Origin of the sequence: Mesorhizobium sp. Root554, from assembly GCF_001427025.1 — a bacterium.
Classification (GTDB): Bacteria; Pseudomonadota; Alphaproteobacteria; order Rhizobiales; family Rhizobiaceae; genus Mesorhizobium.
The window spans coordinates 516,133-530,843 of sequence record NZ_LMGA01000001.1 but is presented as its reverse complement, the minus strand read 5'-3'; the positions used below and the strand labels follow the sequence as shown (position 1 = coordinate 530,843).

Annotated in this window: 11 protein-coding genes; 4 read left to right on the top strand and 7 right to left on the bottom strand. The window is 63.3% G+C overall.

Annotated features, from left to right (window positions below):
• Positions 1–50 precede the first annotated feature (50 nt).
• Together ASD44_RS02495 and ASD44_RS02490 are read left to right on the top strand one after the other, a co-directional pair.
• On the top strand, positions 51–1,838 hold the full coding sequence (locus tag ASD44_RS02495) for an extracellular solute-binding protein (RefSeq protein WP_156459888.1): 1,788 nt from the start codon (positions 51–53) through the stop codon (positions 1,836–1,838).
• A gap of 9 nt (positions 1,839–1,847) precedes the next feature.
• A complete protein-coding gene (locus ASD44_RS02490) occupies positions 1,848–2,543 on the top strand; it encodes a DsbA family oxidoreductase (RefSeq protein WP_056108357.1) in 696 nt (231 codons plus the stop codon).
• 26 nt (positions 2,544–2,569) lie between these two features.
• Here ASD44_RS02490 and mfd read toward each other — a convergent pair whose 3' ends face one another.
• Positions 2,570–6,058, bottom strand: a complete 3,489-nt coding sequence (gene mfd, locus ASD44_RS02485; protein WP_056108354.1) for a transcription-repair coupling factor — start codon at positions 6,056–6,058, stop codon at positions 2,570–2,572.
• Positions 6,059–6,067: 9 nt separating this feature from the next.
• Positions 6,068–6,370, bottom strand: a complete 303-nt coding sequence (locus ASD44_RS02480) for a succinate dehydrogenase assembly factor 2 (RefSeq protein ID WP_056115280.1) — start codon at positions 6,368–6,370, stop codon at positions 6,068–6,070.
• Positions 6,371–6,616: 246 nt separating this feature from the next.
• On the opposite strand from ASD44_RS02480, the gene recG reads away from it, so the two are divergent.
• A complete protein-coding gene (recG, locus tag ASD44_RS02475; RefSeq protein WP_056108351.1) occupies positions 6,617–8,725 on the top strand; it encodes an ATP-dependent DNA helicase RecG in 2,109 nt (702 codons plus the stop codon).
• On the opposite strand, the gene ASD44_RS02470 is transcribed toward recG, so the two are convergent.
• The 4 genes from ASD44_RS02470 to ASD44_RS02455 all read right to left on the bottom strand — a co-directional run bounded on the left by ASD44_RS02470 (position 8,677) and on the right by ASD44_RS02455 (position 13,793).
• Positions 8,677–9,453: a DUF502 domain-containing protein gene (locus tag ASD44_RS02470; protein ID WP_056108348.1), complete on the bottom strand. Its 777-nt coding sequence runs from the start codon at positions 9,451–9,453 to the stop codon at positions 8,677–8,679. The two genes, recG and ASD44_RS02470, sit on opposite strands and share 49 nt — an antisense overlap.
• A gap of 142 nt (positions 9,454–9,595) precedes the next feature.
• Complete coding sequence (gene glmS, locus ASD44_RS02465) at positions 9,596–11,419, bottom strand: glutamine--fructose-6-phosphate transaminase (isomerizing) (protein ID WP_056108345.1); 1,824 nt, start codon at positions 11,417–11,419, stop codon at positions 9,596–9,598.
• Between the two features lie 145 nt (positions 11,420–11,564).
• Positions 11,565–12,914, bottom strand: coding sequence for a bifunctional UDP-N-acetylglucosamine diphosphorylase/glucosamine-1-phosphate N-acetyltransferase GlmU (glmU, locus tag ASD44_RS02460; RefSeq protein ID WP_056108342.1), 1,350 nt, complete (start codon positions 12,912–12,914; stop codon positions 11,565–11,567).
• Positions 12,915–13,046: 132 nt separating this feature from the next.
• Positions 13,047–13,793: a cytochrome c biogenesis CcdA family protein gene (locus ASD44_RS02455; protein ID WP_056108339.1), complete on the bottom strand. Its 747-nt coding sequence runs from the start codon at positions 13,791–13,793 to the stop codon at positions 13,047–13,049.
• A gap of 195 nt (positions 13,794–13,988) precedes the next feature.
• On the opposite strand from ASD44_RS02455, the gene ASD44_RS02450 reads away from it, so the two are divergent.
• A complete protein-coding gene (locus ASD44_RS02450; RefSeq protein WP_056108335.1) occupies positions 13,989–14,366 on the top strand; it encodes a hypothetical protein in 378 nt (125 codons plus the stop codon).
• A gap of 67 nt (positions 14,367–14,433) precedes the next feature.
• Here ASD44_RS02450 and ASD44_RS02445 read toward each other — a convergent pair whose 3' ends face one another.
• On the bottom strand, positions 14,434–14,661 hold the full coding sequence (locus ASD44_RS02445) for a hypothetical protein (RefSeq protein ID WP_056108333.1): 228 nt from the start codon (positions 14,659–14,661) through the stop codon (positions 14,434–14,436).
• Positions 14,662–14,711 lie beyond the last annotated feature (50 nt).

The following is a 14,711-nucleotide window of genomic DNA, read 5'->3' as shown; positions in this document are numbered from 1 at the left end:
TCGTGGACCGCGTTCTTTTTCTGCTGGCTGCCGCAGCCGCGCTTTTGCCGATGTCGGCGCAACCTGCCGCGGCTGAACCGAAACATGCGATCGCCATGCAGGGCGAGCCGGCCCTACCGGCCGGCTACACGCATTTCGACTATGCCAATCCGGATGCACCGAAAGGCGGCGCGATCACCTATTGCGTCGTCGGCACGTTCGACAATCTCAATCCGTTCATCATCAAGAGCCTGCGCACCACGGCGCGCGGCGTGATCGATACGCTGCTCGGCAATTTCGTCTTCGAGCCGCTGATGCAGCGCAATTACAACGAGCCGTTCAGCCTCTACGGGTTGCTGGCGAAATCGGCGGACATGAGCGAGGACCGCCGCTCGATTGAATTCCAGCTCGATCCCGAGGCAAAATGGTCGGACGGCGAGCCGGTCACGCCCGAGGACGTGCTGTTCACCTACGACGTCTACACCGAAAAGGGACGCCCGCCCTACTCTGACCGGATGAAGAAAGTCGCCAAGCTGGAAAAGACCGGCGAGCACAGCGTGCGCTTCACCTTCAACGATCAGGCCGACCGGGAATTCCCGCTGATCATCGCCCAGACGCCGATCGTGCCGAAACACGCTTTCAGCATGGACACTTTTGACCAGACGACGCTGAAGCCGGTGATCGGCAGCGGCCCGTATATCATCGACAAGGTGGCGCCAGGCGACCGGATCGTGTTCAAGCGCAACCCGGATTACTGGGGCAAGGACATCCCGTCCAAGCGCGGCTTCGACAATTACGACGAAATCACCATCCAGTATTTCCTCAACGCCAACTCCCAGTTCGAGGCGTTCAAGAAAGGTCTCTGCTCGGCCTATGCGGGCGCCGCCTATGCCGGCATGGGGCCGCTGCAGGCGGAGCGCGATTTCGACTTCCCGGCCGCCAGGAACGGCGATGTGATCGTCAAGGCCTTTCCGCTCGGCGTGCCGCCGGTGGCGACCGGCTTCCTGTTCAACACGCGGCTGAAGAAATTCTCCGATCGGGCGGTGCGGCGGGCGCTCGGCATGCTTTACGACTTCGAATGGGCGAACAAGAACCTGTTCGGCGGCAAGTTCACGCGAACCATGAGCTACTGGCAGGATTCGGAACTCTCGGCTCTTGGCCATCCCGCCAGCGAGAAAGAAAAGGCGCTGCTGGCGCCGTTCCCCGGCCGCGTGCCAGCGGATGTCATGGATGGAAGCTGGCATCCGCCGGAAACCGATGGTTCGGGCCAGGACCGCAAGGCGCTGAAGGCGGCCTTCGATATGCTGAAGGGCGCCGGCTACATGATCCGGGACGGCGTCATGCAGGACAAGGATGGCGAACCTTTCGCATTCGAAATCCTGACCGCCAGCCAGGAAGAGGAGCGGCTGGCCAGCCTCTACCAGCGCACTCTGGCCAAGCTCGGCATTGACGTCACCATCCGCGCACTCGATGGCGACCAGATCCAGTCGCGCAAGCAGCGCTTCGATTTCGACGTTCTGATCGGCGCTACCGGCTTCACCAATTCGCTGTCGCCCGGCATCGAGCAGATCGGCCGCTGGGGCTCTTCCTCGGCGAAGGTCGAAGGGTCGTTCAACCTGGCCGGTGTCGCCGATCCGGCCATCGACGCGGCGATCCAGGCCATGCTGAATGCGCGCGGCAAGGAAGACTATGTCGCGGCCGTGCGGGTTCTGGACCGGCTGCTCATCTCCGGCGCCTATATGGTGCCCATGCAGCACAGCCCCGACCGATGGATGGCTTACTGGAACTACCTGGAACATCCGCAGAAGACGCCCATATTCAGCTATCAGCTGTCGGCGTGGTGGCGAAAGCCCAAGTAAGGAAAAGCCATGAGCGAAACGTCCTCCATCACCATTGATGTCGTCTCCGATGTCGTCTGCCCCTGGTGCTTCGTCGGCCACAAGCGGCTGGAGCGCGCGCTGAAACTGGCGCCCGATGTCGAGGCCGAAATCCGTTGGCGGCCTTTCCAGCTCGACCCGACAATCCCGCCCGAAGGAAAGGAACGGAAAGCCTATATGGCAGCAAAATTTCCGAACCAGGAACAGTTGCGGCAGTCGCACGCACAGCTCAGGTCGCTCGGCGAAGCGGAGGGAATATCCTTCGATTTCGATGCGATAGCAGTGTCGCCCAACACGCTCGACGCACACCGTGTTATCCGCTGGGCAGGCACGGCCGGCGAAGCGGTGCAGAGCCGGGTCGCCGATGAACTGTTCAGCCGCTACTTCGAGCGTGGCGAAAACACCGGCGACCGCGCGGTGCTGATCGACGCGGCGAAGGCCGCCGGAATGGACGCAGCCGTGGTCGAGACACTGTTGCCGACCGACGCCGACGTGGAGGCGGTGCGCGCTGAAATCACTACGGCATCCCGCATGGGCATTACCGGGGTGCCCTGTTTCGTTATCGAAAGCCGCTATGCGCTGATGGGCGCGCAGGATGCCGAGACGCTCGCCGATGCGATCCGGCAAATTGCCGGCGCGAAGGCGAGAGGGGAACTCGACGACGAGCCCGAGGCCCCGAAGCACTGACCTTCGGGGCTTTGGGACGCTGCGGGCTAACCCGCCAGCTTCGCCAGTTGCGTCATCACAACGGCAGAACCGGTCAACCGCTTTTCCGCGGTCGGCCAGTCGCGGGCGAACACGACGCTCTGGTCCGGCCTGATTTTGGCCAATGATCCCTGCTCGGCAATGAATTTGACCAGCGCCGCCGGATTGGCGAATTCTCGTCTGCGGAACTGGATGACGACGCCCTTCGGCCCGGCGTCCAGTTTCTCGACATTCGCCTTGCGGCAAAGAATCTTGATGAAGACGATCTTGAGCAGATGCTTCACCTCGTCTGGCAGCGGGCCGAAGCGGTCTATCATCTCGGCGCCGAAGGCGTCGATCTCCTCCGTCGATTCCAGATCGCCGAGGCGGCGGTACAGCGCCAGCCTCAGTTGCAGGTCGGCCACGTAGCTTTCGGGGATCATGACGGCGGTGCCGATGGCGATCTGCGGCGACCAGCCTGAATCCGCAGACTCGCCGGTATCGCGCACTTCGGCAACCGCCTCTTCCAGCATCTGCTGGTAAAGCTCGAAGCCGACTTCCTTGATGTGGCCCGACTGCTCTTCGCCGAGAAGGTTGCCGGCGCCGCGTATGTCGAGGTCATGGCTGGCAAGCTGGAAACCGGCGCCCAGCGTATCCAGCGACTGCAAGACCTTCAGCCTGCGATCGGCGGTGTCGGTGAGCTTCTTGTTGGCCGGCAGCGTGAACAGGGCGTAGGCGCGCACCTTGGAGCGGCCGACGCGACCGCGGAGCTGATAGAGCTGCGCCAAGCCGAACATGTCGGCGCGATGTACGATAAGCGTATTCGCGGTCGGGATATCGAGCCCGGATTCGACGATGGTCGTCGACAGCAGTACATCGTACTGGCCGTCATAGAAGGCGTTCATGATGTCGTCGAGCTCGCCGGGGGGCATCTGGCCATGCGCCACGGCGACTTTCAGCTCCGGCACGGATTCCTTCAGGAATTCATGGATATCCGCCAGATCGCTGATACGCGGCACGACATAGAACGAGTGGCCGCCGCGATAGCGCTCGCGCAGCAGCGTCTCGCGGATCACCAGCGGATCGAAGGGCGAGATGAAGGTGCGCACCGCCATGCGGTCCACCGGCGGCGTGGCGATCAGCGACAGCTCCCGCACGCCGGTCAGCGCCAGCTGCAGCGTGCGCGGGATTGGCGTGGCTGAAAGGGTCAGCACGTGGACGTCGCTCTTGAGTTCCTTCAGCCGCTCCTTGTGCTTGACGCCGAAATGCTGCTCCTCGTCGATGATCAACAGGCCAAGATTCTTGAAAGAGATCGAAGCGCCCAGAAGCGCGTGGGTGCCGACGACGATATCGACCGTGCCGTCGGCGATGCCCTTTTTGGTTTCCGCCAACTCCTTGGCGCCGACCAATCGCGAGGCTTGGCGCACCCGCACCGGCAGGCCGGAGAAGCGCTGCGAGAATGTCTTGAAATGCTGGCGCGACAGCAGCGTGGTCGGCACCACGACGGCGACCTGAAATCCTTCCATGGCGGCGATGAAGGCGGCGCGCAGCGCAACTTCGGTCTTGCCGAATCCGACATCGCCGCAGATCAAACGATCCATCGGGCGGCCTGCCGAAAGATCCTCGGCAACGGCATCGATGGCGTTCTGCTGGTCGTCCGTTTCCTCATAGGGGAACCGCGCGGAAAATTCCCCATACAGCCCGTCCTGCGGCACCAGTGTCGGCGCGGCGCGCATCTGCCGTTCGGCGGCGATGCGGATCAGCTGCCCCGCCATTTCGAGCAAGCGCTTTTTCAGCCGCGCCTTGCGTGACTGCCAGGCGCCGCCGCCCAGCTTGTCCAGCGTGGCCTCGGCCGAATCCGAGCCGTAACGCGACAACAATTCGATGTTCTCGACCGGCAGGAAGAGCCGGCCATCGTTGGCGTAGTGAATTTCGAGGCAATCATGCGGCGCACCCGCCGCCTCGATCGTCTTCAGCCCGATGAAACGGCCGATGCCATGATCGGCATGAACGACGATATCGCCGGCGGACAGCGACGACGCCTCGGCGATGAAATCGGCGGCGCGCTTCTTGCGCTTGGAACGCCGCACCAGGCGGTCGCCCAAAATATCCTGCTCGGCGACGACGACCAATTCGTCGGTCTCGAAGCCGGATTCCAGCGGCAGCACGGCCAGCGCCGCCTGACCGGCATCGAGCTTGGCGGCTTCGGCCAAAGTGCCGATCTGCCTGAAATTTCCGAGATTGTGCTCGGCCAGAATCTGGCTCAGCCGATCCAGCGAGCCCTCGGTCCAGCCGGCGACCATGACGCGCCTGCGGGCCGCGCGCTGATCGACGATATGCTTGACCGCCACGTCGAAGACGTTGGCCTTCGGATCGGCGCGTTCCTCTGCGAACGTCCTGCCGGCCCTTGAACCGGCGTGGAGCACCTTGCGGCCGCCGGCATCAGGCGCGGCAAACGGGGTGAACTCGACCGCAAGGCCGTCGGCAGCGGCCGCTTTCACCTCGTCCGGCGAAAGGTAGAGAAGCCGCGGCGGCACCGGCTTGTAGGGCACCGCTTCCTTCAGCGTACCCTCGGTCATCTTCCGGCGCGCATCGTAGTGATCGAGGATCAGGGTGTGGCGCTCGTCGAGCGCTTCGTGCGCGAGATGGTCGAACACCAGAGGCACGCCGGGCAGGTAGTCGAACACGGTTTCGAGCCGCTCGTAAAAGAAGGGCAGCCAGTGCTCCATGCCGGCGAAGCGGCGGCCTTCGCTGACCGCCGCGTACAGACCATCATCCCGCGACGGCGCGCCGAACGCTTCGATATAGGCGCGGCGGAAACGGCTGATGGTCTCCGGCGTCAGCGCAACCTCGCTCATGGCTTGCAGGATCATGGCGTTGCGCTGGCCGGTGGTGCGCTGGCTGGCGACATCGAAGGCGCGGATCGTTTCCAGCGTGTCGCCGAAGAAATCGAGCCGAAGCGCCTCTTCAGCGCCGGGCGCGTAGAGATCGAGGATGCCGCCGCGCACCGCGAATTCGCCGACTCCGCGCACGGTCGGCACCCGCTCGAAGCCGGACATCTCCAGCCTCGCGACCAACTGGTTCATGTCGATCTGGTTGCCGGGTTTGGCGCGAAACGTGTGCGCCTCGATCAGGTCGGCCGGCGGAATACGCTGCAGCAGCGCGTTGACGGTTGTCAGCACCACGGCGCGGTGCGGCTTCTTCGCCAGGGCGATGATGCCTGCCAGCGCATCGAGACGGCGCGACGCCGCGTCCGATCCGGGCGAAACCCGATCGTAAGGCAAGCAATCCCAGGCGGGCAGTTCAAGCACCGGCAGGTCGGGCGCGGCAAACGCGAGAGCCTCGACAATCGCCGGCAGACGCTGGCCATCGCGCGCAATGAAGATCAGCGGTGCGTCCGGCGCCATCTCCGCCGCGGCCCGCGCAAGCGCGAACGCCTCATAGCCGTCGGCCACGCCATCGACGATGAAGGAACCGGTGCCGCCTTTCGGCAGGCCGATGTCTGGAATGAGGCTCATGCGGGCTTTTCAGAACTTCATCGAATGGCGCGAGGCCAGTATCTTTCGCAGGACCGGACAATCCATGTCCGCCGGCGCCTGCTTTTCACCGGTGACGATGGGAAGGAACTCGGTGTCGGGAATGTCGAGAAGCCTTTCATATTGGTCGATCTCGTCATCGGTCAAGGATGGCATTTCCCGGTCCGCGAACTGGCCGAGAACGAGGTCCATCTCGCGCATGCCGCGATGCCAGGAGCGAAACAGAAGTTTCTTGCGGCGAGCGTCCAGCTTTTCGTCAGCCAGGTCCGCATCAGATCGCATCGTCTCGGTCATCGCCGCGTTCCTTTTTTCAAGGTCGCGCATATAGCGTGGATAGAGTGTGGTGTCAGCCTGACAAGGTGAGTCTTAACCCTTAATCTAGAGCGATGCTTATCTGTTCTGTGGCCCCCCTCACCCGGCCTGCGCTTCGCTCCGCCACCCTCTCCCTGTCGGGGAGAGGAAATTCGACGGCGCCGCGCTTCACCCTCACCCACCCCGACGCTGCGCGTCGATCCTCCCCGCAAGGGGGAGGGTGAAGCCATGCGCCCCTCCCTGCTCGATCCGCTGTTCGCGCCGATCACCTCACTGGCCGGGGTCGGCCCCAAGGTCGCGACGCTGATCGAGCGCGTGCTGCCGGCAGACCTCGGCGACCGAGATGCGCGCGCGGGCGACCTGCTTTTCGTGTTGCCCCATTCCGTCATCGACCGCCGCAACCGGCCCGGCATCGCCGGCGCGGCGGAGGGCGCCATCGTCACGCTGGAGGTGCGCATCGACCGGCATCAGCCGCCGCCGCGCGGCAACCGGTCGGTGCCCTACCGGGTCTATGCGCATGATGACACCGGCGAGATCGCGCTGACCTTCTTCCACGCCCATGCCGCCTATCTCGAAAAGGCGATGCCGGAGGGCGAGCACGTCGTGGTTTCCGGCCGCATGGAATGGTTCAACGGCCGGCCAAGCATGGTGCATCCCGACCATATCGTGTTGGCAAGCGAAGCCGATAGCCTGCCGCCGGTGGAACCGGTCTATCCGATGACGGCTGGCCTCTCCGCCAAAGTGCTGCGCCGCGCCATCGGCCAAGCGCTGGAACGCGCGCCGACCTTTCCCGAGTGGCTCGACGCCGCCTTCCTGCGCCGCAACACGCTGCCTTCTTTCGGTGACGCGCTCGGCCGCCTGCACAATCCGGAAACGCCCACCGACACGACGCCGGAAAACTCGGCATGGCGGCGGCTCGCCTATGACGAGTTCCTCGCCAGCCAGTTGTCGCTGGCGCTGGTCCGCGCCCGCGTGCGGCGGCTTGCGGGCCGTCCTCTGGCTGGGGACGGGCGGATCGTCGAGAAGCTGCGGGCCGCCCTGCCCTATTCGCTCACCGGTTCTCAGGAAATAGCGCTTGCCCAAATCCTTGCCGATCTCACGGAACCGGACCGGATGCTCAGGCTGTTGCAGGGCGACGTCGGTTCGGGAAAAACCGTCGTGGCCCTGCTTGCCATGGGCCGAGCGGTCGAAGCGGGCGGACAGGCCGCACTCATGGCGCCGACGGAAATCCTCGCCCGCCAGCACTTCGCGACCATTGCGCCGCTGGCCGAGCATGCCGGGCTGCGCATCGCCATCCTCACCGGCCGCGAAAAGGGACGCGAGCGCGGTGAAACGCTGGCACGCCTCGCTGACGGCACGATCGACATCGTCATCGGCACGCACGCATTGTTCCAGGAGGCCGTGACCTTTAAGCGGCTCGTCTTCGCCGTGGTCGATGAGCAGCATCGCTTCGGCGTGCACCAGCGGCTCGCCATCACCGCCAAGGGCGACGCGCCGGACATGCTGGTGATGACGGCGACGCCGATTCCGCGCACGCTGGTGCTGACGGCTTTCGGCGACATGGACGTTTCCAAGCTGACCGAGAAGCCGGCCGGGCGGCAGCCCATCCGCACCGTCACCCTGCCATTGGAACGGCTGGACGAATTGATCGGGCGGATGAACGACGCTGTCGCCGACGGGCAGAAGATCTACTGGATCTGTCCGCTGGTCGAGGAATCGGAAGAGGTCAAGCTGATGTCGGCCGAGGACCGCTTCGCTTCGCTGAAGCCGGTGTTCGGGCAGCGGATGGGGCTTGTCCACGGGCGCATGAAGGGCGCCGAGAAGGACGAGGCGATGCGCGCCTTCAAGGACGGCGAAACCAGCGTGCTGATCGCCACGACCGTCATCGAAGTGGGCGTCGACGTGCCTGACGCCACCATTATCGTCATCGAACATGCGGAGCGGTTCGGCCTCGCGCAGCTTCACCAGTTGCGCGGGCGCGTCGGGCGCGGCTCGAAGCCGTCATCCTGCGTGCTGCTCTACAAGGATCCGCTGGGTGAAACCGCCAAGCGCCGGCTGTCCGTGTTGCGCGAGACCGAGGACGGCTTTCTTATCGCCGAGGAGGATCTGAAGCTTCGCGGCGAAGGCGAGTTGCTGGGCACCCGCCAGTCCGGCACGCCTGGCTTCCAGGTGGCGCGCATCGAATTCCACGCTGATCTTCTGGAAACCGCGCGCGACGATGCAAGGCTCATCCTGTCGCGCGATCCGGACCTGCAGTCCGAACGCGGACAGGCGCTGCGGCTGCTGCTCTATTTGTTCGGCAAGGACGACGCGGTGCGCCTTTTGCGCGCTGGCTGAGATGCCGGTTTGGCCGCCGATTGGGGCAACGTTCCCATCGGCGGATTGCCGATTTCGACGGCGATACCGCTCGGCACGACGATCTTCTTCTTGATCTCGGGCGCGACCAGACCCGCCGACACGATTAGCCGGGCCGCCTCCTCGATCGACATGTCCAACGCGATGATTTCCGATTTGCGCACATACATCAGGAAGCCGGTCGTCGGATTGGGCGCGCAGGGCATGAACACGGCAATCAGGGGATCGCCTTGCTTGTCGAGCTTCTGGCCGATCTCGGTGTCCTTTTCGCCGGTCACGAAGACCAGCGACCAGACATCCTTGCGCGGATATTCGACCATGCCGACCTGGCGAAACATGTCGCCCTTGTTCGACAGCACGGTCTGAAATATCTGCTTCAGCGAGCCGTATATGCCGCGCACCAACGGCATGCGGCCCAGAAGCCGCTCACCGAAGGCGATCACGGCGCGGCCGGCGATGTTGGCGGTGAGGAAGCCGATCAGCGTGATCAGCACCAGCGCCACGATCAGGCCGAACCCCGGCAACTGGAACGAAAGGTAGGTTTCAGGGCTGTAGCGCGCTGGAATGTAAGGCTTCACCCAGGAATCCACCCAGCGGATGAACGACCAGGCGATATAGAGCGTGATGGCCAGCGGCGCGCAGACGATGAAGCCTGTCAGGAAATAGTTCCTGAGCCGGGTCATGCCGGAAATCCTGATCGTGTCTGACATGTCCCGCCGTCATTCATTGCAGCGCAGCATAGGCGAGCGCCTGACGGTTTGGAACCGGGAAGTTGCCACAGGTGACGCAGATGTGAGATGCGCGGCGGTGACGCGCTCCAAAACCTGACGGGTGTGTTCCGACGTGACGGCCCTACTCGACCGTCACCGATTTCGCCAGATTGCGCGGCTGATCGACGTCCGTGCCCATGAACACGGCGGTGAAGTAGGCCAGCATCTGGATCGGCAGCGCATAGATGATCGGCGCGATGATTTCCGGCACGTCGGGCAGCACGATGGTCTCCATCGTGTCGATGCTGGCGGCGGCCGCGCCCTTGCGGTCGGTGATCAGGATGATCTTGCCCCCGCGCGCCGCCACTTCCTGCATGTTGGAGACGGTCTTTTCGAAAATGCGGTCATGCGGCGCGATGACAATCACCGGCATATTTTCGTCGATAAGGGCGATCGGGCCATGCTTGAGTTCGCCGGCGGCATAGCCTTCGGCGTGGATATAGGAGATTTCCTTGAGCTTCAGCGCACCTTCCATGGCCAGCGGGTAATTGGTGTCGCGGCCAAGATAGAGAACATGCTTGTAGTGTGCGAGCTCGCGCGCGACCTTCTCGATCTGCTGGTCGAGCTTCAGCACCTGGGTGGCAAAGCGCGGCGCTTCGGCAAGCTGACGGACCAGCAGCTTTTCCTCTTCAGCCGAAATGGTGCCGCGAGCCTCCGCCGCGCGAATGGCGAGCGCCGCCAGCACAGAAAGCTGGCAGGTGAAGGCTTTTGTCGAGGCGACGCCGATCTCGGGACCGGCAAGCGTCGGGAGCGTGACGTCCGATTCCCGCGCGATGGTCGATTCGCGCACGTTGACGATTGCGCCGATCGGCAAGCCTTCCTTGCGACAGTACCGCAGCGAGGCGAGCGTGTCGGCCGTTTCGCCGGATTGCGAAATGAAGATCGCGGCGCTGTCCTTTGACAGCGGCATTTCGCGGTAGCGGAATTCGGAGGCGATATCGATGTCCACCGGCAGACGAGCGAAGCGCTCAAACCAGTATTTGCCGACAAGGCCGCTCAGATAGGCGGTGCCGCAGGCGGAAATCGCCAGGCGGTCGAGCTTGGCGAAGTCGAAAGGCAGGTCGAGCGGCTTGGAACGCCCATTGGCGAAGTCGAGATAATGCGCCAGCGTATGGGAGATCACTTCCGGCTGCTCATGGATTTCCTTTTCCATGAAGTGCCTGTGGTTGCCCTTGTCGACCATGAAGCTGGTGCCGAGCGATTGCTGGCGCTTGCGGTCGACCCTGTTGCCATCCATGTCGAAGATGGAAATCTCGTTGCGGCGGATGACCGCCCAGTCGCCGTCTTCCAGATAGGTGATGGAATTGGTGAACGGCGCCAGCGCTATGGCGTCGGAGCCAAGGAACATTTCGCCTTCGCCATGGCCGACCGCAAGTGGCGGTCCGTTGCGGGCGCCGACAATCAAGTCCTCGTCGCTCTTGAACATGATGGCGAGTGCGAAGGCGCCTTGCAGCCGCTTCAGCGCATTATGCGCCGCCGCCACCGGCTCGGCTCCAGCGGCCAGTTCCCGGGCGATGAGATGGGCGACGACTTCGGTGTCCGTCTGCGAGGAGAAGGTGTAGCCGTCGGCGATCAGTTCCTGGCGCAGTTCAGCGAAGTTCTCGATAATGCCGTTGTGGACAATGGCGACGCCGTTGGAGAAATGCGGATGCGCGTTGGTTTCGTTCGGCACGCCGTGGGTAGCCCAGCGGGTGTGACCGATGCCGATCAGGCCGTCGAGCGGCTCGTCCTTCAACCGGCGCTCGAGATTGACCAGCTTGCCCTCGGCGCGGCGGCGCGCCAGTTCGCCATGTTCGATGGTCGCGACCCCGGCGGAATCGTAGCCGCGGTACTCCAGCCGCTTGAGCGCATCGACGATGAGAGGCGCCACCGGCGTGTGCCCGACAATTCCAACTATGCCGCACATGATCGCTTGTCCGTTTCGTTCCCTGATGCCGGCTATGTAGAAAATAGCCGGCCACCGTAAAAATCACTTTGCGTTTCGCCTCATATCAGCGGGCGTCGGCGTGGCCGCACTATGGCAGGCGGCTCGCGAAGTCCAGCCCGACGCATTATTTCTTCGCCGCAGCGGCGCGGCGCTCGCGCAATTCCCTCGCCTTTCCCGGCAACGTCTTCTGCCGCGCACGGCCGAAGGCCAGCGCATCGTCGGGGACGTTCTCGGTGATGACGCTACCGGAGGCGACATAGCCGCCGTCACCGATAGAAACCGGTGCGACCAGCGAGGAATTGGAGCCGATGAATGCGCCCTTGCCGATGTCGGTGACGAATTTCGAATAGCCGTCATAGTTGCAGGTGATGGTGCCGGCGCCGATGTTGGCCCCCGCGCCGATGCGGGCGTCGCCGATATAGGTGAGATGGTTGACCTTGGCGCCTTCCTCGATTTTCGCGTTCTTGACTTCACAGAAATTCCCGACCTTGGCTTTGGTCGATAAATCGGCGCCCGGGCGCAGCCGGGCGAAAGGTCCGATGTCGCAGCCGCTGGCAACGGTCGCACCCTCCAGATGGCTGAAGGCATGGATTTTTGCTCCTTCCGCTATCGTCACGCCGGGTCCAAACCAGACATTCGGTTCGACCAGCGTATCGGCGCCGATCTGCGTGTCGTGCGAGAAATACACCGTCTCCGGCGCGATCAGGGTAACGCCGTCCAGCATCGCCTGGCGGCGCCGGCGCGCCTGCCATATCGCTTCCGCTTCGGCGAGTTCCGCCCGGTTGTTAATACCGAGCGCACTTTCGAAGGAGGTTTCGGTCGCCACGACCGACATGCCCTGCCCGCCGGCGATCTCGACGATATCGGTCAGGTAGTATTCGCCCTTGGCGTTCTTGTTGCCGACAGCATCCAGAAAGGCCAGCGCCTCCCGGCCGGCGACGGCCATCATGCCGCTGTTGCAGAAGGTGATCTTCTTCTCCTCGCCGCTGCAATCCTTGTCCTCGCGGATGGCCAGAAGCTTGCCGTCCTTTTCGATGAGGCGGCCATAGCCGGCAGGATTGTCGGTGCGGAAGCCGATGACCACGACTGCGGCGCCTTCGGCGAGCTTTAACCTTGCCACTGTCAACGCGGCGGGATCGATCAGCGGCGTGTCGCCGAAAATCACCAGAACGTCGTCATAGCCTTGGGAAATGGCATCGCGGGCAGCAAGCACGGCGTTGGCGGTGCCGAGGCGCTTTTCCTGCATGAAGATATTCGCGCCGGGCGCGAATTTTTCCGCTGCCTTGCGCATCTCTTCCGCGCCATGGCCGACCACCAGCGCCAGATCGCCGGCGCCCGCGGTTTCGGTGGCCTTCACGACATGACCGACAAGGGGCAACCCTGCCAGTTTGTGAAGCACTTTCGGCAGCGCACTCTTCATGCGCGTGCCTTCACCGGCGGCGAGGATGATGGAAAGGCAGGTGCGTTGGCTCATGGAAACAGACACCACAACAAATGAGGAATCGCGGACTTCAAGAACGGCCGCGTTCTAGCATTGCTTCGCAACGGCTCCAATGTTTCCATTCCGATGCGCGCAAAGTGTGGCTGACAGTCGCGCCTGGCGGAACTAGCCCAGCCGACCCAGCACCGGAAAGGTTTCGAGCAGCCAGTAGGACACGGTCTGCACGCCACCGGTAAGGAAAAAGACGCCGGCGACCACGAGCAGCGCGCCGATGGCCTTTTCGACGCGGCCAAGATGGACGCGGAATTTTCCGAGGAAGCGCATGAACGCTCCGGAGAAGAGAGCGGCGATCAGGAACGGAATGCCAAGGCCAAGTGAGTAGGCGGCCAACAGCAGCGCCCCCTCGCCCACGGTTTCGCGGCCGCCGGCAAGGGTCAGGATCGGCCCCAGCACCGGCCCGATGCAGGGTGTCCATCCGAAGGCGAAGGCAAGCCCCATGACATAGGCGGCGACCGTGCTGGCCGGCTTGCCCTCGGCCTGGAACCGCGCCTCCCGCGACAGAAGCGGGATACGCAGGATGCCGAGGAAATTCAGGCCCATGAGGATGATGAGCACGCCGGCGGCCATCGCCAGCGGTTCCTGCCATATGCGCAGCAGACGTCCGATCGTGGAAGCACCGGCGCCCAGAGCCACGAAGACGGTGGAGAAGCCGAGCACGAAAGCGAGCGAAGAATAAAGCAGCGCCCGGCGCGCGCCGGATTTGGCGGCAATCCCGGCGTCGCCGCGGAAGTCATCCACGGAAACGCCAGCCATGTAGCACAGATAGGGCGGGACAAGCGGCAGCACGCAAGGCGACAGGAACGAAAGCGCCCCGGCCCCGATGGCGCTGATGTAACCGACGTCCAATGCCATGCCTCAGAATGCCCCCGTCATCATGCGGCGTCGATATAGCCGCGGCATGGGGCGTTCTCCAATCACCATTTCGTGGCGACCTCATACAAGGGCATTGCGAAGAGGCAATGCCCGGGAAGAAATCCGTTCACCCCGTCGTTAATGCATCGAAGCGGCGCGTTGCCAGCCGCTTTTCATTCGAAAGGGAGAGTTTCCATGAAATCGATCGTTTTCGCCATCGCCGGACTGATGCTCGGCACCACGGCTTCGCTTGCTGCCGACGCCTGGAAAGAAGCCGAGGTGAACGGAGCAAAAATCTATACCGATGCCAGCGGCATGACACTTTATACATTCGACAACGACAAGGATGGCGTGTCGAACTGCTACGACAAATGCGCCACCAACTGGCCACCGCTCAAGGCTGAAGCCGACGCCAAGGCGGAAGGCGGATGGACCGTCGTCGAGCGCAAGGACGGCACCAAGATGTGGGCTTATGACGGCAAGCCGCTCTACACATTCATCAAGGACAAGAAGGCAGGCGACGTGACCGGCGACGGTGTCAACGGCGTCTGGCATATCGCCAAGCCGGAATAATACGGCCAGGCCAAAAATAACAAGCATTGACCCTGTGCCGGCGGCTGGCGACGCATCCAGCCGCCGGTCAACTGTTGCGTCGTACCGCCTTGATCTCGCTCCCCGGCGAAGAATTCTCCCGGATACGGGTCGGTCGTTCGCCACGGATAATGTCGCTGGCTTCGACGTAAGCCATCTCGATCAGGTAGGCGAGCATATCGCAGCGTTCGGCTTCCGCCATGGTGCGAAGCTGGCCAAGCATGGACTGCATATAGTCGAGGGTTTCCGTCCGTTTTTTTGTATAGACCTGCCTCATCTGAACACTTTCCCGCCTTTCCGGAACGCCTCAGCGCTGCCGGACCTTGC